Origin of the sequence: Campylobacter showae, from assembly GCF_900699785.1 — a bacterium.
Lineage (GTDB): Bacteria > Campylobacterota > Campylobacteria > Campylobacterales > Campylobacteraceae > Campylobacter_A > Campylobacter_A showae_D.
The window spans coordinates 716,106-739,428 of record NZ_LR535679.1; the positions used below are offsets into that span (position 1 = coordinate 716,106).

The 23,323-nt window shown below is 47.5% G+C and carries 25 protein-coding genes; 19 read left to right on the plus strand and 6 right to left on the minus strand.

The genetic code is table 11. From position 1 onward, the window contains the following. Nucleotides 1-45: 45 nt before the first annotated feature. From ribA to E4V70_RS03620, 6 genes are all read left to right on the plus strand, one after another. Nucleotides 46-618 (plus strand): GTP cyclohydrolase II, encoded by a 573-nt coding sequence (gene ribA, locus E4V70_RS03590; protein WP_122861847.1) that lies wholly within the window; start codon nucleotides 46-48, stop codon nucleotides 616-618. Continuing rightward, entirely contained in the window at nucleotides 608-1,165 is a 558-nt protein-coding gene (gene rsmG / locus E4V70_RS03595) for a 16S rRNA (guanine(527)-N(7))-methyltransferase RsmG (protein ID WP_122861846.1), read from the plus strand. The genes ribA and rsmG overlap by 11 nt, the downstream gene beginning before the upstream one ends. Continuing rightward, nucleotides 1,155-1,382 (plus strand): PP0621 family protein, encoded by a 228-nt coding sequence (locus tag E4V70_RS03600; RefSeq protein ID WP_122861845.1) that lies wholly within the window; start codon nucleotides 1,155-1,157, stop codon nucleotides 1,380-1,382. The genes rsmG and E4V70_RS03600 overlap by 11 nt, the downstream gene beginning before the upstream one ends. A gap of 2 nt (nucleotides 1,383-1,384) precedes the next feature. After that, nucleotides 1,385-1,786: a hypothetical protein gene (locus E4V70_RS03605; RefSeq protein WP_122861844.1), complete on the plus strand. Its 402-nt coding sequence runs from the start codon at nucleotides 1,385-1,387 to the stop codon at nucleotides 1,784-1,786. Next, nucleotides 1,773-2,648, plus strand: coding sequence for a zinc metalloprotease HtpX (gene htpX, locus E4V70_RS03610; protein WP_122861843.1), 876 nt, complete (start codon nucleotides 1,773-1,775; stop codon nucleotides 2,646-2,648). The genes E4V70_RS03605 and htpX overlap by 14 nt, the downstream gene beginning before the upstream one ends. Before the next feature lie 483 nt (nucleotides 2,649-3,131). Then, on the plus strand, nucleotides 3,132-3,968 hold the full coding sequence (locus tag E4V70_RS03620) for a TIGR01777 family oxidoreductase (RefSeq protein WP_122863108.1): 837 nt from the start codon (nucleotides 3,132-3,134) through the stop codon (nucleotides 3,966-3,968). Between the two features lie 664 nt (nucleotides 3,969-4,632). Here E4V70_RS03620 and E4V70_RS03625 read toward each other — a convergent pair. The 4 genes from E4V70_RS03625 to pgp2 form a co-directional block, all read right to left on the minus strand. Continuing rightward, the gene (locus E4V70_RS03625; protein WP_122863673.1) at nucleotides 4,633-4,914 is read right to left on the minus strand and encodes a S24 family peptidase; all 282 of its coding nucleotides are present in this window, start codon (nucleotides 4,912-4,914) and stop codon (nucleotides 4,633-4,635) included. Nucleotides 4,915-5,028: 114 nt separating this feature from the next. Beyond that, a complete protein-coding gene (locus E4V70_RS03630) occupies nucleotides 5,029-6,030 on the minus strand; it encodes an alanine racemase (protein ID WP_122861841.1) in 1,002 nt (333 codons plus the stop codon). After that, entirely contained in the window at nucleotides 6,023-6,265 is a 243-nt protein-coding gene (gene cmeU / locus E4V70_RS03635) for a CmeU family protein (RefSeq protein ID WP_122861840.1), read from the minus strand. The genes E4V70_RS03630 and cmeU overlap by 8 nt, the downstream gene beginning before the upstream one ends. Then, nucleotides 6,266-7,201, minus strand: a complete 936-nt coding sequence (pgp2, locus tag E4V70_RS03640) for a cell shape-determining L,D-carboxypeptidase Pgp2 (protein WP_122861839.1) — start codon at nucleotides 7,199-7,201, stop codon at nucleotides 6,266-6,268. It abuts the gene before it with no gap. 131 nt (nucleotides 7,202-7,332) lie between these two features. On the opposite strand from pgp2, the gene E4V70_RS03645 reads away from it, so the two are divergent. The 13 genes from E4V70_RS03645 (at nucleotide 7,333) to E4V70_RS03705 (ending at nucleotide 18,939) form a co-directional block, all read left to right on the plus strand. Beyond that, entirely contained in the window at nucleotides 7,333-7,827 is a 495-nt protein-coding gene (locus E4V70_RS03645; protein WP_122861838.1) for a copper chaperone PCu(A)C, read from the plus strand. Further along, a complete protein-coding gene (locus tag E4V70_RS03650) occupies nucleotides 7,827-8,288 on the plus strand; it encodes a hypothetical protein (protein ID WP_122861837.1) in 462 nt (153 codons plus the stop codon). Before E4V70_RS03645 ends, E4V70_RS03650 begins: the two co-directional genes overlap by 1 nt. Before the next feature lie 28 nt (nucleotides 8,289-8,316). Further along, the gene (locus E4V70_RS03655; RefSeq protein ID WP_122861836.1) at nucleotides 8,317-8,847 is read left to right on the plus strand and encodes an SCO family protein; all 531 of its coding nucleotides are present in this window, start codon (nucleotides 8,317-8,319) and stop codon (nucleotides 8,845-8,847) included. Nucleotides 8,848-9,004: 157 nt separating this feature from the next. After that, the gene (locus tag E4V70_RS03660; protein WP_122861835.1) at nucleotides 9,005-10,084 is read left to right on the plus strand and encodes a PQQ-binding-like beta-propeller repeat protein; all 1,080 of its coding nucleotides are present in this window, start codon (nucleotides 9,005-9,007) and stop codon (nucleotides 10,082-10,084) included. A gap of 15 nt (nucleotides 10,085-10,099) precedes the next feature. Next, entirely contained in the window at nucleotides 10,100-12,694 is a 2,595-nt protein-coding gene (gene nosZ, locus E4V70_RS03665; RefSeq protein WP_122861834.1) for a Sec-dependent nitrous-oxide reductase, read from the plus strand. A 135-nt stretch (nucleotides 12,695-12,829) separates the two neighbouring features. Further along, on the plus strand, nucleotides 12,830-13,591 hold the full coding sequence (locus tag E4V70_RS03670; protein ID WP_122861833.1) for a cytochrome C: 762 nt from the start codon (nucleotides 12,830-12,832) through the stop codon (nucleotides 13,589-13,591). After that, nucleotides 13,588-14,823 carry a nitrous oxide reductase family maturation protein NosD gene (locus E4V70_RS03675; RefSeq protein WP_122861832.1) on the plus strand — a complete coding sequence of 412 codons (1,236 nt, stop codon included), beginning with the start codon at nucleotides 13,588-13,590 and terminating at the stop codon, nucleotides 14,821-14,823. The genes E4V70_RS03670 and E4V70_RS03675 overlap by 4 nt, the downstream gene beginning before the upstream one ends. Further along, entirely contained in the window at nucleotides 14,820-15,500 is a 681-nt protein-coding gene (locus E4V70_RS03680) for a 4Fe-4S dicluster domain-containing protein (protein WP_122861831.1), read from the plus strand. The genes E4V70_RS03675 and E4V70_RS03680 overlap by 4 nt, the downstream gene beginning before the upstream one ends. Nucleotides 15,501-15,502: 2 nt before the next feature. Then, nucleotides 15,503-16,075, plus strand: a complete 573-nt coding sequence (locus tag E4V70_RS03685; protein ID WP_122861830.1) for a c-type cytochrome — start codon at nucleotides 15,503-15,505, stop codon at nucleotides 16,073-16,075. Between the two features lie 9 nt (nucleotides 16,076-16,084). After that, nucleotides 16,085-16,540, plus strand: a complete 456-nt coding sequence (locus E4V70_RS03690; RefSeq protein ID WP_122861829.1) for a c-type cytochrome — start codon at nucleotides 16,085-16,087, stop codon at nucleotides 16,538-16,540. Between the two features lie 3 nt (nucleotides 16,541-16,543). Beyond that, a complete protein-coding gene (locus E4V70_RS03695; protein ID WP_122861828.1) occupies nucleotides 16,544-17,449 on the plus strand; it encodes a NapH/MauN family ferredoxin-type protein in 906 nt (301 codons plus the stop codon). Between the two features lie 10 nt (nucleotides 17,450-17,459). Continuing rightward, entirely contained in the window at nucleotides 17,460-18,119 is a 660-nt protein-coding gene (locus E4V70_RS03700) for an ABC transporter ATP-binding protein (RefSeq protein WP_122861827.1), read from the plus strand. Next, nucleotides 18,112-18,939 carry an ABC transporter permease gene (locus tag E4V70_RS03705; protein WP_122861826.1) on the plus strand — a complete coding sequence of 276 codons (828 nt, stop codon included), beginning with the start codon at nucleotides 18,112-18,114 and terminating at the stop codon, nucleotides 18,937-18,939. Before E4V70_RS03700 ends, E4V70_RS03705 begins: the two co-directional genes overlap by 8 nt. Nucleotides 18,940-19,081: 142 nt before the next feature. Here E4V70_RS03705 and E4V70_RS03710 read toward each other — a convergent pair whose 3' ends face one another. After that, a complete protein-coding gene (locus E4V70_RS03710; protein WP_122861825.1) occupies nucleotides 19,082-22,564 on the minus strand; it encodes an acyl-[ACP]--phospholipid O-acyltransferase in 3,483 nt (1,160 codons plus the stop codon). Next, entirely contained in the window at nucleotides 22,561-23,211 is a 651-nt protein-coding gene (locus E4V70_RS03715) for a MerR family transcriptional regulator (RefSeq protein ID WP_122861824.1), read from the minus strand. The genes E4V70_RS03710 and E4V70_RS03715 overlap by 4 nt, the downstream gene beginning before the upstream one ends. Nucleotides 23,212-23,323: the final 112 nt, after the last annotated feature.

Below are 23,323 nucleotides of genomic sequence, written 5' to 3' on the forward strand. Positions count from 1 at the left end.
CGCTACAATTTACGCTTAGTGTAACATAATAGGAGTTAAAATTTTATGAATATCGAGCTTTCAAATACGGCAAATTTACCCTCTCGTTTCGGGATATTTGAGATAAAGGCATTTAAGGAGGGGGAGAAGGAACATTTGGCGATTTACAAAAAACCTTTCGGCGAGGTCGTAAACGTCCGCATCCACTCCGAGTGCTTAACTGGCGATGCGATCGGTAGCCTCAAGTGCGACTGCCGCGACCAGCTGGAAGCAAGCCTAAAATACATCGAGGAGCACGGCGGCATGGTGATCTACCTGCGCCAAGAGGGGCGAAATATCGGCCTACTAAACAAAGTAAACGCCTACCACCTGCAAGACCAGGGCTTTGATACCATCGAGGCAAACCACCAGCTAGGCTTTAAGGCCGACGAGCGAACGTATGAGATCGTGGATTTTATCTTAAAGCACTTCGGCATCGAAAAGATAAATTTGCTAACCAATAACCCAAAAAAACTGTCGGGGCTAAAATGCGTGCAAATCGTCTCTCGCGTGCCGATCGTCATACACGCGAACAAATTTAACGAAAACTACCTGCGCGTGAAAAAAGAGCAGATGGGGCATATGCTAGATGAAAATTGACCTGCCACGAGACTTTGATGTGCAAACGGCGAAATTTAGCGAAATTTTGGCTAAATTTAACCGCGTACACAGCCTCACAAACTATAAAAATTTAAACGAGCAGATCGCCGATAGCATAGCTCCGCTTGAAATTTTTCCGCAAATTTGGGGCGCCAAAACGGCGATCGACATCGGCAGCGGAGCGGGCTTTCCAGCGATATTTCTCGCGATGATTTTAAAGGAGTGCGAGTGGCACCTCTTTGAACCCAGCCCGAAAAAATCGGCGTTTCTAAGCTACGTCAAGGCCGAGCTAAATTTAACCAACGTCCGCGTAAAATCTTGCAAGATCGAGGACAGCGAGTCCTTCGCGGCACAGCTAATCACTAGCCGCGCGCTAATGAAAACGAAAGATTTGCTTGGGATTTGCGACGGCTTTTTTGACGCGCAAACTCAAATTTTACTCTACAAAGGAAGCAGCGTGCAAAGCGAGCTATACGGGCTCAAAGCTCAAATTTACGGACGCGGCAACCGAAATTACGTACTTATAAAGGGCGGCGATGTTATTTAAAATTTTGGCTTTTTTAGCGGTTTTAATTGCGATTTATTTGATATTTTTTAAAACTCGCGTCAAAAGAGGCGTAAAAGGCGGCGCAAAAAAAGAGGACAAAGAGGCCCAAAATTTCGTCGAATGCAAAAAGTGCGGCACCTTTATAGAGGCAAAAGACTCCGTAATAAGCGGCGGCGGTTATATCTGTCAAGACTGCATACAAAGCAAAAAGGAGTAGAAATGCAATTAATCGGACACGAACTCGTGCCGTACGAAAAGCTGTATTTTTGCACGAATACAGACGAAATCGACGCGAAATTACAAAATATGTTTTATTTTAATAGCGAGATGATAAGAGCGGCGCAAGAAAAAGGGGCTAAATTTAGCGTAGCTTGCGAGAACGTAAGCGAGTGCATAATCGCAAATGCGGCGGGCGCGAACCTGCTTGTTATGTCGAGGCGAGAGTTTACGCCAAAGGCCGCAAATTTGGCCCAATTTTATCTCTTTGACGCCAAAGTCGCTTGTATAATCGGCGATGAAATCGAACTTAGCGAGATAGCGGGGTATCAAGCCGACGTAGCGATATTTGATAACGCTATCGTTTGGGATAGATCAAAAAAGGAAACAAATGGAACTTTTTAAAACCGCGTTTTTGATGACCGTGCTGATGCTGCTTTTTGTTGCCGTGGGCGGCGCGATAGGCGGCACTAGCGGTATGATGGTCGCATTTTTGATTGCGCTTGGGATGAATTTCTTTTCATATTTTTTCTCGGATACGCTCGTGTTAAAGCACTACCAAGCCGTGCCGGTAGACGAAGCGCACGCGACGGGGCTTTATCAGATCGTGCGCGAGCTTTGCGCGAAGGCGAATTTGCCGATGCCAAAGATCTACATCATACCAGAAGCCGTTCCAAACGCTTTCGCCACGGGTCGTAACCCCAGCCACGCCGCAGTAGCCGTGACCGAGGGGCTGCTAAATCTGCTAAACAAAGACGAGATCGAGGGCGTGCTAGCTCACGAGCTAAGCCACGTGCGCCACTACGACATCCTAACTGGCTCTATCGCGGCGGTATTTGCTGGCGCGATCGCGATACTAGCGAATTTTGCGCAGTTTGGCGCGGCAAATCGTCAAGGCAAGCAAAATCCTCTAATGCTAATCGCTCTAGCCGTCATCATGCCGCTAGCCGCCACGATCATACGCATGGCGATCTCGCGGGCGCGGGAGTTTGAGGCAGATAGGGGCGCTGCGATGATAACGGGCAAGCCTCAGCACCTAGCCGGCGCACTGCGAAAGCTCGAGGACTACGCGCGCGGACGCGTGATGGCAAACGCCGACGAACAAAGCGCGCATATGTTTATCATCAACCCTTTTAGCGGCGTAAAAAGCGCGCTAGGCTCGCTGTTTCGCACGCACCCGAGTACTCAAGACCGCATCGCCGCGCTAGAAAATTTACGCTCGCAATTAGAGGGTGAAAACGGTGTGAAAGAGTATTTTAGAAAGTAAATTTGACGGGCAAATTTAAGCGCAGGTCTTGCCGTCAAATTTATCATCAACCCTTTTAGCGGCGTAAAAAGCGCGCTAGGCTCGCTGTTTCGCACGCACCCGAGTACTCAAGACCGCATCGCCGCGCTAGAAAATTTACGCTCGCAATTAGAGGGTGAAAACGGTGTGAAAGAGTATTTTAGAAAGTAAATTTGACGGGCAAATTTAAGCGCAGGTCTTGCCGTCAAATTTAAGCGCCGAGGTTAGGCTTGTGTGGGTTAAAATTTAAGCAGCAAAATCGCATAAACTCAGGTTTTCGCGCGCCAAATTAAGACTTTAATTCGACCTAATTTCGGCTAAATTTACGGTTTTTCGAGCTTGCGAATTTACGAATTTTCGCCGCGTTTTCTCGCGAAAGACGGCTACGTTTTAAACGCTTATTTTACAAAAGCCGCGTCAAATTTGACCGCCCGCGTCAAAGTAAATTTATCAAAAAGGCAAAACATGAAAATAGCCGTAAACGGCGCGAGCGGATTTATCGGCGGCGAACTTTGCCGCTTTTTTAGAGCCCAGGGGCACGAGATAGTAGCTATCCCAAGGGCCGCCTACGCCGACAAAGACGCGCTCCAAAATCTCATCAAAGGCTGCGACGCGGTTATAAATTTAGCCGGCGCCTCCATCGCCGCAAGATGGAGCGAGGCCTACAAAAAGCGCCTTCGCGCAAGCAGGATAGAGACTACGCGCACGCTGGTTTGCGCTATAAACGAGCTAGAAAATCCGCCCTTTTTCATCAGCGCTTCAGCCGTCGGGATATATGAAAACGGGCTTGGCCACGACGAGAGCTCGGTCAAATTTGACCGCGGATTTTTGGGTGAACTAGCATGCGAGTGGGAGAGCCAGGCCGCTAAAGCGCGAACTCAAACGGCGATATTTCGCTTAGGCGTGGTGCTAGGTCGAGGCGGCGCGCTAGCTAAGATGCTGCCGGCATTCAGGCTCGGTCTTGGCGGCAAGATCGGTAGCGGCGAGCAGGCGTTTTGCTGGATTTGCGTAACGGATTTGCTGGAAGCGTTTAAATTTGTCTTACAAAACCGTCAAAGCGGCGTTTTTAATCTCGTTTCGCCGACTCCTAGTACAAACGGCGAATTTACTCAAATTTTAGGCGAGGTTTTGGGGCGACCGACGTTTTTTAAAGTGCCTAAATTCGTGCTAAATTTGATGCTGGGCGAGGGATCAAGCGTACTGCTTGAGGGTGCGAAAGTTTATCCGCAAGCCTTGATAAAAAGCGGATTTAGCTTTAAATTTAGCGATCTAAAAACGGCGCTTCGGGATATTTTGAAGTAAATTTAGATAATTTTGCCTGCTTAGCCAAATGCTCCGCTTCGGTTTTTGCAAAATGCGGCTCGCGCCAACCCAGCGTAAATTTGACGCCGCTACGAAAATTTAGCCGCATAGAATCTCGTCCGATTTTATCGCAAATCCAAATTAAAAACGCCGGCGTAGAGGCATAAAAGCAAATACGGTAGTGCCCTAAAACATAAAATGCTTTGCCCGCTGATATGGCGGGCTATAAATCAGTAAACAAAATTTAGCAAACCTGACGCTTGGGTAAAATTAGCATGATGCCGCCCAAGAAAAAGCGATAAATTTTTACGACTGCCGAACGATGTCATAAATTTACAAAATCGCGAGCCGATATTAGGTAAAATTCTGATAAATCTTATGCAAAAGGTAAAAAAATGAGAACAGATAAAAATATGGAGCAAATAGCGTTAAGAGCGTTATTTTAGCAGATAGGGACATAGGGTAAAAAATGAGAACTCAAAATGCAAAATTTAGGCATTTTTTTTTGCAATTTGAAAGCTAAAGTTTCAAATTGCTTCAAAAACTTCAAAGATAGCTTCAAAGTCCCTTTAAATCACACCTTTTCTGATATGTGCCGACGCGTCCTACGATAGCGCAATTTTCTAAATTTTCGCCGTCTATTACGATAGGCTCGTATTTTTCATCATCCGAAAATAACGTTACGGCTCTTGTTATCGGGTTTTTCTAATCGTTTGACGAATACGTCTCCGCCGTAGTTTATGACGTATATATTGCCGCTTATTACGCCACCTGCATTTGCCGTACTTATAAAAAGAAGTTCGCCGTTAGCGATAGTAGGCTCCATACTGTCGCCTTTAGCGTTAATGATATAAACCTTAGATAGGTCTCCGCTAATACGTAAAAAGCCTCGCGGAAAGCTTTCGTTAAAATCTAAAATTCGGCGTAAATTTGAATCAGACGACAAATTTACGCTTTTAAAGATAGCAGGCTAAGCTCATAAATTTGGAAAGCTAGCTTTGATCGGTAGTTATGCGCGCAGAGTTTGCCGCCTGCGCACTCAAGCGGACTGTGAGAAGTTTTACTCAAACCGCCTCGAGATGCTAGGCGAGAGCTTGGTTAAAACATCATAACTGATCGTTCCGAAAAAATCCGCCCAAACGCTAGCGTCATCAAATACGCAAATTTTATCGCCCGCATCTTCGCAGCAAAAGCTATCCATCGACATTTTGCCGAGCAACCGCCGTCCGCAGGCAGCCTTTAGCTCGCCCTCGCCCGCGTAGCGCAGCAATCCGTCTCCGTAGCCCAGGTCGTAAACGGCGATTTGCATGTCCTCGTCCGCGCAAAATTTAGCGCCGTATCCCGCGCATTGCCCTTTTTTTAGCACTCTGCCGCTAACCTTATGCGCCCAGAGCGACGCCACGCGCTTTAGCCCCAAACTATCGTCAAACTGCGCGTAGCCGTAGGCGGCGATGCCCACGCGCACGTACTCGTCCACTAGCTCGCCGAAGCGCTCGGTCGCAGCGGAGTTATGCGAGTGAAAGGCCAAACCGTCGCCGCAAATTTCGCGCACCACGGCTTTTGCCGCGGCGAAATTTCGCCTCTGCACAAAATAATCGCTACTAAGCTCTTCGGCGCTTCTAAAGTGCGTAAATGCGCCGCAAATTTGCAGTCCGTGCGCCAAGGCCGACTCGCATGCCGCGCGCACTTCGCCCACCGAGACGCCGTTTCGGTGCATGAGCGTATCGACGGCGATATGCACGCGTGCGCCTTTTTTAAATTTAGCAATCAGCGAAATGTCGTTTATGGCGTAGATAAATCGCTCGCTCTCGCCGCCCGTAGGGATATGCGAAAGGATGAGGATGTGCTCGAAAAAGGGCTCCAGCTCGCGCGCCTCGACTTCGTTTTTGACTGCGCAAAATTTGATGCCGTAGCTCGCCGCCTCACGCCCCACAAGCGCCGCTCCGTGCCCGTAGGCATTGTCTTTTAACACCAAAATCACGCGATCTTTGCCGCCGGCTTTGGCGCAAATTTTAGTTAGATTGTGGATGTAGGCGGATCTGTTTAAAACGAGTTCAGACATTGAATTTTACGCCAAACGCCTCATAAACGTTAGGAAGCAGCTTCCTAATACTATAATCGTAAGAGTAAAATTTAGCGTAAAGCGCCTTTAGATCTGCCTCTTTAACCGCCGCGAAGTCAAACACGTCAGTGCCCGCAACCTTTGGCACTTGGCGGTCTAGCTCGGCGAAAAACTCGCCTCTAGCCTTTAAAATTTCCTCGATCTGATTTTTTACTATTTCTTTTTTTTCTTGCATTTACTTCTCCGTTAAGATTTTAAATTTATCTTTATCTAGCCGCACGTAGAGCTCTTTTTGCCCCTTAAATTCGTGACTGGGCGCAGTATAATCCTCGTCAAAAACCACTCTAAAAAGATTTTGCCCTTTGACGTTTGGGTACGGCGTCACGCTAAAATTTGAAGCTTTTATGCTCTTTTTTTCGTTTAGCGCGAAAATTCTCTTTTTATTTTCGGCAAATTTAGCCCTCGTTAGAGCGTTTTTGCCGTCTATTTTTACAAATTCGTCCGCATAAAAGCCGAGGTAAATTTTAGTTTCGTTATCTCGCCACGCCTGCAACCACTCGTGCAGATGTGCCAGCACGCGCGCGACGTCGTCTTTGCTAGCGTCTACCTTCTGGCTTTCGCTGATTATCACGACGCCCTCGCTGCCGATCAGTTGGCCGAATTTCACCAGCGCATCGTTGTTAAACGCCACACAACCGCGCGTTTTTACCTCGTCCTCGCGTTTGCCTTTCATCGGCAGGCCGTGTATCCAGATGCCTCCGCCCGTTTTTTGCGCAGCCTTATCGTGGGCGTTTGGGTACGATAACGACATAGCAAGCGGCCCGTAAAAGGGATCGGGCGGCGTAAATTTGTCCGTGATGTCGTAAACCCCGACCGGCGTTTTTAGGTCGCCTTCTTTAAATTTATCCCCGCTTTTGCCAGTTATCACGCTTTGAGAAAAGATTTGCTCCAGCGCGCCGCCCGCATACTCGAAGCTTTGCAGGGTTTTTTGCGCTTTATTTACGACGATGATTTTGGTTTTAGCCTCGTAGTAGCCGTATCTGACGTCGGCTGCGGCTAGCTTTTCCAGCCAGTATTTTGTACCCGTCAAATTTGCGTCCGCTAGAACATTGGCGGATAAAATTTGAGAAAAAAAGACAGAAAAAATAAGTAAGCCGAGTAGTTTTTTCAAAATTTTCCTAACGTTGAGTATTTTCGTAATAAAGGCCAGAATTATATTACATTTTCTCTTAAAAATTTTAAAAAGCTTTTATTTTGTGTTACAATAGCGAATATCAAAATTATACGTAAAGGACGCAAAAAATGAAAAGCAAATTTTTAGCTTTATCTCTATTAGTCGCCTCTTTGGGCTTTGCAAATGCCGCAGATATCGAGATCGTTGATATCTACGCTAAAGCTACGCCTCCTGGCGCCAAAAATACGGCTCTATTTTTTGAGATCAAAAACTACACCAACAAACCTATAAAATTAATCGGCGCTAGCTCGCCGGCAGCAGCTACGGGCGAGATACATACGCACAAAGAAGTAGACGGCATGAAAAAGATGGTGCAGATAGATAGCATCGAAGTAGCGCCGGAAAGCGCCGTGAGCCTAAAACCTGGCGGTCTGCACGTGATGCTGATGAACATCAAAGCTCCGATCAAAGAGGGCGACAAACTAGATGCTACGCTAGAGTTTGATAACGGACAAAAACTCGAGCTAAAAGATATCGTCGCAAAGTCGGTCGTAGCTAAAAAAGACGGCGAACACGGACACGATCACGGCGCGCACGATCACGACGGACATCATAAGCATTAATGAAAAAATTTCTCATTATTTTAGTCCTGCTAGTCAGTGTTTTAGGTACTTCGGCGTACCTGTTTTTTAAACCGCAAGCGCAAGAGGACTTTTTGAGCGCAGAGGACGTGGGGGCAAATTTAACCCCGCTTTCTTGCGATATGAACGCCGAGCACTCCTGCGGCGTAGAGTTTCGCGGCAAGACGGTTAAATTTAGCCTCTCGCCAAAGCCCGTTTACACGATGCAACCGACTATCGTGCGTATCGAGGGACTAGAAGGGTTTAAAAACCCGAGTCTTGAGATCCACGGCGTAAATATGGACATGGGCGTCATCAAAGCCGAAGTCGAAAAGCGCGACAACGCCTACGTATCAAACATCGTGCTAAGCGCGTGCCTGATAAACATCATGAGGTACCGTTTCGAGGTGCTAGAAAACGGTAAAAAAAGCGGACTTTATATAGACTTCGACTTGCATCAATAGGCGCAAATTTCACTTGAAAGGGCAGATGATGAAAAAGCTTCTTATCGTACTTGTACTGATTTTAACGGTTCTTGGTGCAGGTTATCTCGCACTCTACTCAAACAAATACGCCCTTACCGGCCAAGGCGCAAACGGCGCGGTGAGTCTAAAGAGCTTTGAGGGCAAAAATAAGATTATCTACTTCGGCTACACCACCTGCCCAGACGTCTGCCCTGCGGCTCTAGGTATCCTTTCGGGCGTTTTAAACGAGCTTAAACGAGACGATATCGTAGTGATTTTCGTCACTCTCGATCCGGAGCGCGACGAGGCTAAAAACGTCGACGAGTATGCGAAGTATTTTTATCCGAATTCTTACGGCATAGTGTTAGACGATCTGCCTAAGGTTGCAAAAAACTACGGCGTGAAGTATCAAAAGGTGCTGCTTGAAAAATCGGCGATAGAGTACTCCGTCGCTCATAGCTCCTCGCTTTATGTGTTAGACAAAAACGATAAATTCGTCGCCGAAATCTCCAATCTAACGGCGCAAAACATCAAGAAAACGCTGGAAAATCTGAAATAATAACAGCTTTATTATTTCGTAAATTGTAGGTGTTACGTTATAACACAAAGATATTTTTTTATACTCAATTATTAACGATTTTGATTTAAATCAATATACTTTAAGCCTTCCAGTTGTATAGTTTCATTAATAGAAAATTTAAATTTGAAAGACTTTTATGAAAATTATAGCGCTCGTATGCGCTCTATTTGTTTTCTCCTTCGCAAGCGATGTTAGCGCTACGGCTAGCATCGACGTAAAAAGCTGCGCGTATAGCGAGCAGAACAAAACCCTAGCCGTCTACGATACCAAAAATTCGCTAAAAATACTTAATCAAAAAGACTTAAAACCCATAAGCAAATTTGACTTTAAAACAAACGAGATAACCTCGCTAGCCTTTGACGGCGCAAATTTATATGCAGGATTTGCGAGCGGCGAGATAGCTAAATTTAGCGAGGATTTTAGTTCTTATGCTAGCGCGCTAAATCTTTCAAATTTAAGCCTTGATGCGCAGGTAACGCACCTTCACGTCGCAAACGGCAAAATTTACGCGGTCGCCGGCAAAAACGTCTTTATCTCTTACGATCTTGCGTCAAAAAAGCTGACGCGCGCAAATTTTGACGGCGCATACCGTATCGCAACCTGTCAAATTTTAAACGGCGCCGCGCTGGTAACTAGCTGGGATAGATCGGTTTTTGCCATAAATTTAAACACGATGCAGGCAAAAAACCTAGGCAGATTAAAATCCGTAGCTCTGAGCGCGGCAGAGATAAATTCAGGCGTGATTTTCGGACTTGCTAGCGGCGAGATAGCTAGCCTCAAATTTGACGCAGACGAAAATTTGACGAATGAAAATTTAGCAAGCAAGCAGCCTAGCGCGGCAAATTTGACCGCCGAAGCAAATTTGACGAAAATAAACGACAAATACAACGCTAGCTCAAATTTGACCTCCGTCAAAAACGCGCAAAACAGAGCAGATTTAAATTTAACTAACGGCAAAGCAAACGCAAATTTGACGGACGCAGAAATTCAAATTTACAAAATCTCAAATTCGCGCGTTAAAAGCCTGCTGGTCGTGCAGGATAAAGTTTATATCGGGCTTGGAAACGGCGAAATTTTACGAAGCGACGCGGAGTTTAAACAGATAGAAAAAATAGGCAAAAACTCCGACGCCGTGATAAAAATTTTTAACGACGAAGATAGCATCATAGCCGTTAGCATAAACGGCGAGATCCAAATTTACAAGAAAAAATCTTAGGAAAGGAGATTTTCAATGAACAAACTACTTAGTTGCGGTATCGTTGCGGCTGCAGGCCTCGCGTTTTCCGTTAGCAGTGCGTGTGCATCGGATAGCGACCTGCAAGCTATCATGAAAGCGCGCGGTCTAACGGAAAAAGACATCCTGGCGGCTGCTAAAACGTATCAGCCGAGCGGCAAGAAGGACGACTATATCGTCTTCTCATCAGGAGGCCAAAGCGGGCAAGTGATGGTTTACGGCGTGCCTTCAATGAGGATTTACAAATTTATCGGCGTCTTTACGCCCGAGCCTTGGCAGGGATACGGATACGACGAGGAGTCTAAGGCTATCCTAAAAAGCGGAGCTATTAGAGGCAAAGAGATAACTTGGGGCGACACTCACCACCCTGCTCTAACCGAGAAAAACGGCGAATACGTCGGCGATTATCTTTTCATCAACGACAAAGCCAACCCTCGCATCGCGGTGATAAATTTGCACGATTTCGAAACTACGCAAATCGTCGTTAATCCAATCGTAAAAAGCGAACACGGCGGCAGCTTCATCACTCCAAATAGCGAATACGTCATCGAAGCGGCGCAGTACGCGGCTCCGCTAGATAACGGCTACCACTCGATAGACGAGTACGAAAGCGCATACCGCGGTGCGGTAACGTTTTGGAAATTCGACTATCCAAAAGGCAAGATAGACGAGAAAGCCTCCTTCTCGCTCGAGCTTCCTCCGTACTGGCAGGACCTAAGCGACGCCGGTAAGGGCGAGAGCTTCGGCTGGGCGTTTACAAACTCGATAAACTCCGAGATGTATACGGGCGGTATCGAAAAGGGCTTGCCTCCGTTTGAAGCGGGCGCCAGCAGAAACGACACTGACTATTTGCACGTTTATAACTGGCAAATTTTAGAAAAACTAGCTCAGGATAAGAAAAACTACATGGAGATAAACGGCCATAGAGTAGTTACCATAGACGCCGCGGTTAAAGCCGGCGCGCTATTTTTGATCCCTGAACCAAAGAGCCCGCACGGCGTAGACGTCACTCCTGACGGTCGCTATATCGTTATCGGCGGCAAGCTAGATACTCACGCGACGGTTTATGATTTTAAAAAGATCAAAAACCTAATCGACAAAAAAGAGTTCGCCGGCACTGATCCGTACGGTATCCCTGTGCTTGATATGGCAAAGAGCTTGCAAGGACAAGTGGAACTTGGCCTTGGACCTCTGCACAACTCTTTTGACGAGAAAGATGGCATCATCTATACCTCTCTTTACGTCGATAGCCAGATCGTGAAATGGGACTATAAAAATCTAAAAGTTCTAGATAGGATCAACGTCCACTACAACATCGGACACCTTGATACTATGGAGGGCAAATCGTCAAAACCTAAGGGTAAATACGCTATCGCTCTTGATAAACTTTCAATCGATCGCTTTAACCCGGTAGGTCCTCTTCACCCGCAAAACCACCAGCTTATCGACATCACGGGTGCTAAGATGGAGCTTTTGTACGATATGCCGATACCTCTTGGCGAGCCTCACGACGTAGTTTCTATCGCGGCTAGCAAGCTAAAACCGGCCACTACCTATACTATGGGAACAAACTCTCGCACGGGCAAAGAAAGTCCGTTCGTAACTCTTGCCGGACAGGAGAGAGTCGAGCGTAACGGCAAAAACGTAACCGTCTACGCTACGATGATCAGAAGCCACATCAACCCTGAACACATCGAAGTAAATAAAGGTGACAACGTAACTATCCACCTAACGAACCTAGAGCGCGCCCAGGACGAGACGCACGGATTTACCGTGGATCTTTACAACATCCACGCCTCTTTAGAGCCGGGTAAAACAGCGACCGTAAATTTCGTAGCGGACGAAGAGGGCGTATTCCCTTACTACTGCACCGAGTTTTGCTCTGCGCTGCACCTTGAGATGATGGGTTACTTGCTAGTTAAAGATCCGAACAAAAAATACGAATCCGCCAAAGCAAGCAAGCTAAAAACCCTAAGCCCGGAAGCTCTAAAAGCCGAATACGATAAAGTAATCGCTACGAACAAAGCTACCGACGAGGTTATCCAAAGCGTCGTTACGTATCTAAAAGAGAAGCATTACGAAAAATATCCTAAGGTAAAAGAGCTAGTTACGGACGCGCTAGATCAATACGGCAAAATCCCTGAAGCAAAAGCAAAAGCCGACGAAGCCTATAAAAAAGGCGACGTAAACGGCGCGATACTATGGGAGTACCAAGTATGGCAGTATATGGTTAAAACCGCAGACGTCGGCCTAAGAGCTAAAAACAATCTCGCTAAAGAGATCGCCACGCCTATGAGCCCGGCTGCCGCCAAAGGCGAGGAAGCCTATCTAAAAGGCGGTTGTAACGGCTGCCACGTCATCGGTCAGGTTAGCTCGGGTCCAGATCTAACCGGCGTTCTTTTGCGTCACGAAAACGGCGAGAAATGGGTGTTTGACTTTATCAAAGATCCAGCTAAATTTTACGGCGACGAGTATATCAAGTCTATGATCGATTACTTTAACCTAAGAATGCCTAATCAGCACATGAGCGATCAAGAGATCAAAGATATCATCGAATACCTAAAATGGATCGACGAAAACGCAGGAATGTAATCAAAATTTGATTCGGGCTTAGCGGTCCGAATCAGTACGCTAAATTTAAGGCTCGGCGCGCGTAACCCGAGCCTCCTATGTTAAATTTAAAAAGCGTTTTGCGAAAAATTTTTTAAATTTAATAAAGGAGAAACGATGAAGAAGTATCAAATTTACACTATTATCGCGTTAGTCTTGATGACCGTTTGTTTTACGATCCCGGTGCTGGGCTTTTTCGGAGCCAAAGCCAAGATCGCCGCGGGCGAGCCGCTTGCCGGGTATTCGTATAAAATTTACGACCTTTACACCTCGTTTCAGTACAAAAACCACCTGATGCCAAAGGACGTCGCCAGTAGCCTAGAAAAGATGATCGAGCAAAAAGCCGAGATCGGCACGCCGTCTTTTCCTATCTGGTACGTCGCGCTTGAAGCGCCAAACTATCCAAAAGACGCCTTTCCAGACGGCATTCCGGTTTATTTTCACGTTGACGGATACAGCGGCGACGTGCACGAGATGAACACCATAAACCACTACATCGGCATGTATCCGATGGAGCACGGCGGCAACGTCGAGCGCGCGATTGCGCCTTATTATCTGCTCATTTCCACGCTTTGCATGCTAGCCTTTTTATACTATGACGGCAAATTTAACTCCCTGCTAATGGTGCTTCCAACCATCGCTCCGCTACTTTTTATGGGCGCGTTTGCGGGCTGGCTTTATTGGTACGGGCACAATATGCAAGAGTGGGGCGCGTTTAAGATCAAACCGTTTATGCCGACCGTGCTTGGCGACGGCAAGGTCGCACAGTTTACCACGCACTCGTATCCTAGCATAGGATTTTGGGTGATGATGGCTATGAGCGCGCTTTGTATCCTAGCCGTATTTTCAAAGAAAAAAGAGCTCAAAGACGCGAAATGAAATTTAAGCTTTTGCTCTTTTGCGCGCTAAATTTGACGGCCTTCGCCGGCCCGCTGCAAGACGCTATAAACGCTGCGGAACCCGGCGACATCTTGCGCCTAAACGACGGCCTTTACGAAGGAAATATCGTAATCGATAAACCGCTCTCGATAATAGGCAAAGGCGATGGCGCCGTGATACGAGGCGACCGCAAATCAAGCGTGATAAAAGTAACGGCAAAAAACGTTAAACTCATAAATTTAAACATCGAAGGCAGCGGCACGAGCCAGATGGAGCTGGACGCCGGCGTTAGCTGCCTAAAAGGCAATAATCTTTTGGTAGAAAAAAGCCGCTTTAAAGACGTACTGTTTGGTATCGAGCTATCAGAGTGCAACCAAGCCGTCATCAGAGACAACAACATCACCTCAAAAGAAGGCTTTGACGTGCCTAGACGCGGCGACGCCGTGCGCGCGTGGTATTCGCACGAAAATTTGATCGAGCGAAACTACGTCTATAACAGCCGCGATATTGTGGCGTGGTTTTCCAGTAACAACGTAATCCGCAAAAATTTCGGCAAAAATAACCGCTACGCCGTGCATACGATGTATTCGGCGGACAACCTCATCGAGGATAACGAATTTAGCGGCGGAGCAGTGGGGATGTATTTTATGTTTTCTACGAATTCTCTCGTGCGCCGAAACGTGATAATCAACTCAAACGGAGCGTTTGGCGTGGGTATCGCGCTAAAAGATGCCTCGGGATTTAACATCAGAGAAAATACCTTTTTGTATAACTCGCGCGGCATCTACTCCGACCGCTCGCCGCTAAATCCGGGCACCGTAAACACCATAGAAAACAATCAAATTTTATACAACGTCATCGGGCTGCAAATGCACGCGACGCAGGAAAAAAGCGTGTTTAAGGGCAATGATTTTATCGGCAACATGGAAACGGCTATCAACGATACTCCGGGTTCAAAGATCGAGCTAAACGAGTGGAGCGGTAATTATTTCGACGAATACGAAGGCCTAGACGTCGATAGAGACGGGATCGGCGATACGCCATACTTGCACTTCGTTTACGCCGACAAGCTTTGGCAGTATTATCCCACTCTGCGCTTTTTCTACGGTTCGACCGTGATTAGCGGGCTAAATTTCCTAGCTAAGCTTGCGCCGTTTTCCGAGCCGCTTAAGCTTTTAGAGGACGGCTCTCCTAAAATGCGCCCCAATAACGCTCAAAAGGCAACGCTATGAATAGACGAAATTTTATCGCCCTAACGGCAGGCGCGGCAGCGGCAGGCTACGGCATCGGATATTTTTTACCTAAAACGCGCGCGGACGAGCTTTTTTTACGGCCTCCCGGAGCGGTTAAAAATTTCGAATCGCTCTGCATAAAATGCGGCCAGTGTGTGCAGGTTTGCCCCTATCACAGTATCGAGCTACTAGACATCGCGCAGGGCTACTCAAACGGCACGTCCTACATTGACGCGCACAAGCGAGGCTGCTATCTGTGCGACCTTTTTCCTTGCGTTTTAGCCTGTCCCAGCGGCGCGCTAGATCACGCCACGACGCAAATCAGCGACGTAAAGATGGGCGTTGGAGTGCTGCGAGGGCGCGAGGCCTGTCTTGCTTATAAAAACGAAAACGTAAATTTAAGCGGCGTTACGAAAATGCTCGAGCGTAAAATTTACAACGACCGCGAGCAAGCCGTAAAAGACGCCGTTCAAAATAGCGTGGATAAGCCCTGCGATCTGTGCGTTAGCCTCTGTCCGGTCGGAGACGCCGCCATATCGATGGCTAAAAGCGACGGGCGAAATTTGCCCGAATTTAAACAAGGCTGCGTCGGATGCGGAGTGTGCGCCGAGGTTTGCCCGGCACAGATCATCGATATAGCGCCAAACCGCAGCTATGACGAAATTTACAAAGGATAAAAATGAGAAATAAAATTTTAGGCTGTCTCGTCGCCCTCGCCGCCGCCGCGCTGATAACGGGCTGCGAGAGCAAGGATGATAAAAAACCGACGACGCAAGCGGCAAAAACGCAAGCGACTCCCGCCGCCGCAGGCATGATAGAGACGCAAAAAGCGGACGCTAACGCAACCGCGCAAAAAGACTACGATCAGTTTATGACCTACGATATAAACGGTAAAAAAAGAGTCAAATTCGGCCTGGACGACGAGGAGAGCGAGACTAGCCGCTCAGTCGGCGCACTAGCGATGGTGCGAAGCCCGCTGCAAAGTATAAATTTAAAACTCATCAAAGGGCGACTTAGCAAGGACTTTATCGTAAAATGCTCCGCCTGCCACGACGACTACGCCAACGGCATCATCGGCCCGTCGCTGCTAAATAAAACCTCGGATCAAATTTACGACATGATCGCCGCGTATAAGAGCAAGCAAAAGGCAAATCCTTTGATGAAAGATCTGGTGCGCGGCATGGACGATACGCAGATCAGAGCGATGGCTAACGAGATTAGCGAATTTAACGAGCAATTTAGAAAAAAATAGGAGGCTAAAATGGGAAAGAAAATAGCGATAATCTTTGGAGTTTTGGTACTTGCGCTCATGGTTTTTATGCTGACTAGCCAGCCCTCAGCACCCATAAAGGACGCCAGCAGGCCCGAGCTAAAACCGGCGCAGCAAACGCAGCAAAAAGTCGTAAACGAAGAGCTAAATTTGCAAGATAGCGAAGAGATAAAAAAGATCAAACAGCTACAAAACAGCGTCTCAAATCAGCCTAGCGAGGGCGTTAGCAAACGATACCTAACCTCCTGCGCGCCTTGCCACGGAGCAAACGGCAAGGGCGTGATGGCGCCTAGCATCGCGGGCAAAAGCAAGGACGAAATCCTAGCTTCGCTAAAAAACTACAAAGAGGGCAAGGTGCCAAATAGCCTGATGAAGGGGCTTCTTACAAATGTTTCAGACGAGGATCTAGGCGCGTTAGCTGATGAAATTTCAAAATTTAAAGAGTAGAAAATGGACAAGTACGCCACGCGCTGCACGGTCGCCAAAGTCCCGTTTCTAAGCACGCTCACGGTAAAAAACGCCGAGGGCAAAAAGCGCCTTAGCATCCGCGCTTGGCGGCTTATCGTTATCGCGCTCGTGCATATTTTGTTCGTGCTTTCTTACCGCGCGGATATTCAAATTTTAGAAGGCGACATCAGCGGATCAAGGATTTTAGGCTTTCATTTGACCGACGCTTTTATGAGCTTTCAGGTATTTGCCGCGACGCACGAGTTTCCGACAAATTTGATCATCGGCACGGCTACGATTTTACTTTTTTATGCGCTTGTGGGCGGACGAGCCTTTTGCGGCTGGATTTGCCCTTATACTTTTCTGGGTGAGATCGGCGAGAAAATACACGAAAATTTAGCCGCCAAAAAGATAATCAAACGCCGAAATTTCGATCCGAAATGGCGCTACGTCTTTACCGCGCTTTTTATAGCGATGAGCTTTGCTAGCTCGCAGCTCGTGTTTGAGATTTTTAGCGTGACGGGTATCGTGTCTAGGTTTGTTATTTACGGCTATTTTCACGCGATTTGGTTTGCCCTTTTCGTGCTTTTAGTCGAGATTTTCTACTCCCGCAGAGGCTGGTGCCGCTACGTCTGCCCCATCGGCGCGACCTACTCGCTGCTAACCCGCACCAACGCCGTTAAAGTCAGCTGGAACAAAGATCGCTGCGATCACTGTTTAGTCTGCATCGATACCTGCCTCGTGCCGCACGTGCTTGAAATCACGAAGAAAAACGCCAAACTAGACGGCGACGAAAATAAAAAAGAATTTCGTCTCGTGGGCGGCGACTGCACGCTTTGCGGACGCTGTATCGACGTGTGTCACCACGACGCGCTGAAATTCGACAACGGCTTTAAAAAGCTCATCTAAAAGGATAAATTTGATAATCTTAAAAGACATCACCAAGGCTTTTGGCTCGCAAAAGATACTGCAAAACGTAAATTTAAGCATAGAAAAAGGACAAAAAACGGTCGTGCTAGGACAAAACGGCGCGGGCAAAAGCTCGCTGATGCGCATAATCCTGGGCGAATTTAAACCAAACAGCGGCGAGGTGCGAGTAAACGGCTTTGATCCTTTTACCGCGCGCAAAGAAGCCCTTAGCGTGATATCTTTCGTCCCGCAAACGCCGCCGCCGCTTAAATTTAACCTAAAAGAGCTTTGCGAGTTCGTCTGCAAAAGTTCAAACGTTGCCCAGGAAAACATAGAGAAATTTTGCGAGAAAATGGAGCTTGATCTAAAAGGAAATTTTCACAAGCCCTTTTACAAACTCTCAGGCGGTATGAAGCAAAAAATGCTAATCGCAATCGCCTTTGCTAAAGATACCGAAGCTATGATGTTTGACGAGCCGACGGCAAATTTAGACCCCAAAGCCAGGCGAAATTTTATGGACTTGTTAGGCGAGTTCGCGCGCGAAAAGACGCTGGTTTTCATCTCGCACAGGCTTGATGAGGTGCAGGGTATATCAAACCGCTACGTCGAGATGGATCTGGGGCAGATCATAAAAGACGAGCTAATCTCTCAAGGAGGCGCTCATGCGTAACCTGTTACTCATCGCCAAACTAGACGTCGCCGAGTCGCTACGCTCGCGCTGGTTCCTCATCTATATGCTAGTTTTTATGGGGCTTATCGTTACTTTTATCTTTAGCGGCGTGACGGACTCGCGGGTGCTGGGTTTTAGCGGACTTACGCGGCTTTTGTTGCTTTTTATCCAAATTTGCATCGTTATCGTGCCTATTTTTATCCTCATCTCGACCGTGCGCAGCATCAGCGCCGACCGCGATACGAATCTGCTCGAATACATGCTTAGCTTCCCCGTTAGCCTGGGCGAATACTATTTCGGCAAAGCTTTGGGGCGCATTTTCGTTATTTTCGTGCCGCTTTTGCTCTCTTTCGTTTTAGCAGTAGTCGCGGGTCTGGTTAAAAAAATCGAAATCCCGTGGGATATCCTAAGCCTCTACACCGCCCTACTTTTCGCGCTTAGCTTCGTGTTTTTGTCATTTGGATTTCTCATCTCCTCGGCTATAAAAAATCAAGAAATGGGTCAAGGCGTCGCGTTTTTACTCTGGCTTATCTTGCTGGCGTTTTTGGATCTCGCGCTGATCGGCTTTTTGATGAAAACTAACGTACGCGAGGATATCATCTTTTTTATCGCGCTCATTAACCCGATCGAGGTCTTTAGGATCGCGGCGATTAGCCTGTTTGATCCGAATTTAGCCGTTATCGGAGTGGCGTCAAATTTCGTGCTAAACAACTTTAGCGCGTTTGGATTTGTTATTTACTCGATTTTTTACCCGCTGATTTTAGGCGCGATTATGCTTGTCGGCGGATATTTTATCTTTAGCAGCAGGGATTTGGTGTAAATTTGACTCGTTTGCTGAGTCAAATTTACGTTATTTCGCTAGCTTTGGCGGGCTTAAATTTAACTCGCAAATTTAAGCCCGTTTCGTCGAATTTGCAAATTTAGGGCGTCAAATTTTGCCGCCCTAAATTTACCGCTCAAATTCACGCTTCCTCCGCCGCGCCTAAATTCCCCTCACCAGCAACAAGCTCGGCCGCTAGCTTTTTACTTGATTTAAAGTCCACCTTACCCGTTCCCAGCACCGGTACGGCACCTACTTTATAAATCTTTGAAGGCTGCATGATAGAAGGTATCGCAGAAGCTCTGATACGCGCGGCTAGCTCCTCCTGGCTTATCTCGCCGCTAAAGAGCATGACGACTTGCTCGCCCTTTTTCTCGTCGGCGACATTGGTGCAGACAAAGGTAACCTCATCGCCCAGCACGCCTGAGATTTGAGCCTCGAGCGCGCCCAGGCTTATCATCTCGCCGCCGATTTTAGCAAAGCGAGATAGCCTATCCGTGATGGTTAAAAAGCCCGCCTCGTCTAAAAAGCCGATGTCGCCGCTGTTATAGTAGCGCACGCCGTCTAGCTCGACGATCGCTTCTTTCGTGCGCTCCTCATCTAGATAGTAGCCCTTCATCACCTGATGGCCGCCGATTAGGATTAGGCCTGCTTGCCCATTTTCTAGCTTTTCTAGGCTTGTTGGATCACAGATTCGTATTATCGTGCCGGCTGTCGGTAGACCCACGCTGCCCTCTTTTGAAAAAACGAGCTCTTTAAAAAACTCGGGCTCTAGTACGTTTGCGGTATTTACGCTAACGACGGGCGAAGTCTCGGTCGTACCGTAGCCTTCGTAAATTTCGACGCCGAATTTCATCTTAAACTCGCGCTTAACGGCTGCGTTTAGCTTCTCCGCACCCGCGATGGCGTAGCGGATCGTAGAAAACATCAGCGGATTTAGCTTTTTGTTTTTGGTATAGAGCCTAAAAAACGTCGAAGTGCCAAACATTATCGTCGCGTGGTATTTGGCAACCATCTTGCCCACGGCAAAGGCGTCTGTAGGATCGGGCACGTGAGCCGAGGCGATACCCTCGCTAAGCGGGAAAAATGTCGCCGCGGTAAGCCCGAACGAATGAAATATCGGTAGCGATGCTAAGATCACGTCGTTGCCGTCCGTGTTTACGATCTCTGAAATTTGCTTGATGTTAGCCATTATGTTTTTATGCGTTAGCACGATGCCCTTTGGCGTGCCTTCGCTGCCGCTGCTAAAGAGTATCGTCGCATCGTCGTCTATGCGAACGTCGCGAAAATATATAAGCTCAATCAGCCAGCGCGGCATCAAAACCGCCTTTAGCATCGCGCAAATTTTATCAGCCTTGCTTATGCCCTGCGCGACGTCTTCGAGATAGATTAGTCTGCCTTTTAGAGATTCTTCTAGCTCAAAGCCGCGAGCCTTTAGTTTGGCGATAAACTGGCGCGACGTGATTATACTTCTTAGCCCCGCCTTGTCCGCGCAGCCGATCAAATTTTGCTCGCTGAGCGTGTAGTTTAGATTTACGCTTATCTTGCCTCTAATAAATAACATCAAATTTATAATGCTACCCATCACCGAGGACGGCAGTATCACGCCGACGTTTCGCTCTTTTAAAAACGAGAATTTAAATTTAGACAAAAATACTAGCACCGTAGCGATAACCTTGAGATTGTTTAGATCAGCGCCCGTGCTATCTACCATCGAGCGTTTAAACAGATCCGCTTTAGCGTGTTTTAGCCAGCTAAACTGCATAGGCTCTAGAGTTTTTAGATACTCGGCCCAGCTAAAAAACGATAGCTCGACTACTTTTTCGCGCACCTGTGGGGCTTTGGTTTCAGGTGCCAAAGGCGCGCCGAAGCTCACCCTGATAGCGCGCTTGCCGTCTACTTTACGGCTGATTCTTTGGTAGTATTTTTGAGCGCGCGAGAAGCTCGAACCCCAAAGACCGCGCAGATAAAACGGCACGATGACGGAGTTCGTATCGCTTGCGGCTATCTCGTAACCGTGCTGGAACTCGTCTATCTGGCCGTTATAGCTGATGTGCCCCTCAGGAAACAGCGCCACCACGTCGCCCGCGTCTAGGCACTCGCGGATCTTTTCTAGCGCACTTTTGCTAGCTCCCGCGCCTATCGGGATCACGTCAAATAAATTTAACAGCCATTTTAGGTACCAAATTTCATAAAAGCTCTTATGCATCGCAAATCTGATCGGACGCGGAGAGGCCATCTGCAGCACCGCCCAGTCTATCCAGCTCATGTGGTTGCCAAGCAGCAGCGCGCCGCCTTTTTGCGGGATATTTTCGACGCCGTCGACGTTGATCGTATAGCCGATCCTAAAAAACGGCATGATAAGCAAACGCGCGAAAAGATGCGGCAGGTATTTTATCGTCGCCAGCGCGCAGATAAGCACGCTAAAGGAGGTAATGACGAAGATCCCCGGCGTACTAACGGCAAATATGCTAAACGCCATCGCAAGCAGTAAAAACGCCGCCATAAAGATGTTTTGGATAAAGTTACTGCCCGCCAGCGTGCGGCCCATCTGCTCTTCGGGCGTGAAAAACTGGATATTTGCGTTTAGCGGCACAATGAAAATACCGCCGCTAAAGCCGAACAAAAAGGACGCCAGCGTCATAAACGCCGCGCTAGAGCCCTGAGCGAACATAAGCAGCGAAGCAAAAAGCCCGAGCGCGCCAAAAGGCACGATGCCCATCTCGATGTGATTTTTCGAGTAGCTGCCAGCTAACGCCGAGCCGGCGACCAGACCGATAGTGCTAACGGCTAAAATAGCCTGCACGATCATGACGTTGTTATCCGCGCTCATAGCCTTGTAGTGAGCGGGGAAAACGGCGATAACCAGCTGCGCCACCGCCCAGAAAACAGAAAGCCCAAGCGTACATAAAAAGGCGTTTTTGTTGTTAAAGATGTGCCTCGTGTTTTCTTTTAAGTAGCCTAGTTTAAAGTACTTTTTCGCGTCAAATTTAAGCCCTGCGTCGGTTGCTTCAAAAAACGGAATCTTAAACGTAAAAATCGTCTCGGCTACCGAGCAAACAAAAAGTATCGCACCGATAAACCAGACTGATTTTATCATCTCTCCGGCGTCCGTGCTCGCTACGGCGTAGCTCTCGAAAATCGCCGAGAAAACAAACGAGCCAAGCAGTATCGCCACGATAGTAAAGGCCTGCACGATACCGTTTGCCGCGCCCAGCTTCTCGCCGCCCACGATTTTTTTGATAAGGCCGTATTTGGCGGGGCTATATACCGCGCTTTGCACCGCTAGCAGCAGCGTCGTGCCAAACGCCACGTAAAACCAACCGCAAAGGTAGCTTATAGTGATAAAAAGCGTGAGTAAAATTTCGCTTGCCGCCGCATATCTCGTGATGCGGGTGCGCGAAAATTTATCGTTTAAAAAGCCCGAAACGCTAAAAAGCATAATGTAGGGCAGCAAGATTAGCAAATTTACGAGCGAGGTCAGGATGATCTGTAAATTTTCATCCTCGATGCTCTTAAAAAGTATGTTTTGGATCGTGATTTTGTGGCCAAGATCTACGACTGCGTTGATAAACATAACGATCAAAAAGGGCAAAAAGCCCCTAACCGAAAAAACGCCTTTCATTTGTTCTCCTTTTTGTAGGCATCGAATGTGTGGAAATTTAAGATGTAAGGTTTTAGGATCAAGATATTGTCGAAAACGAGCTTTAGAGCCGCGTTTTTATCCTTTGCTTTCGCGTAAATTTCGCGCGCGCACTCGGCTTCGATTTTGGCCGTTTGTTTGGCTAAATTTATATAGGTCTGTAAAATTTCCCGCCCGTGCTCACTTTTTTGCGTTTCTAGCACGATTTGCAGGATCTCGACCTCTTTTTGCGTTAGCTTGCCGCCTCGCATAAAGATAAATCCATCTTCGATAAATTTATCTAGCTCAGTCTCCGTGATACCCAGCCTCTCGCACGCTTGCTCGGCGCTTAGCGTCTGGGCGAAATTTGACCCCATAAAGGTGTCGAGCGAATCAAAAAGCACCTCGTAGCAGCGCTTAAAGCTAAAGCCCTTTTGCTGCGTGAGCGCCTTTACCTCTTTTAGGCTGAGGTGGAAATTGCTCTGGACGTATTTGATGAAATTTAGCATCAAAAGCGTATCCTCGCCATACTGATGTACGTTGTCTTTTACCTTCACGGGCTCGGGCAGAAGTCCTTCTTTGACGTAAAAGAGTATCGTTGATTTGGGCGTTTGCGAGAGTTCGCAAAGCTCGCTCATCTTGTAGCTCATCTCTTTCCTTTCGTTAAATTTGACGAAATATTACGCAAATTTAGCTTAGAAAACCATAAAGCGTAAAGCGTCACTTGACACTTTCTAAAATTTAGGCTATGATTTCGCCAAA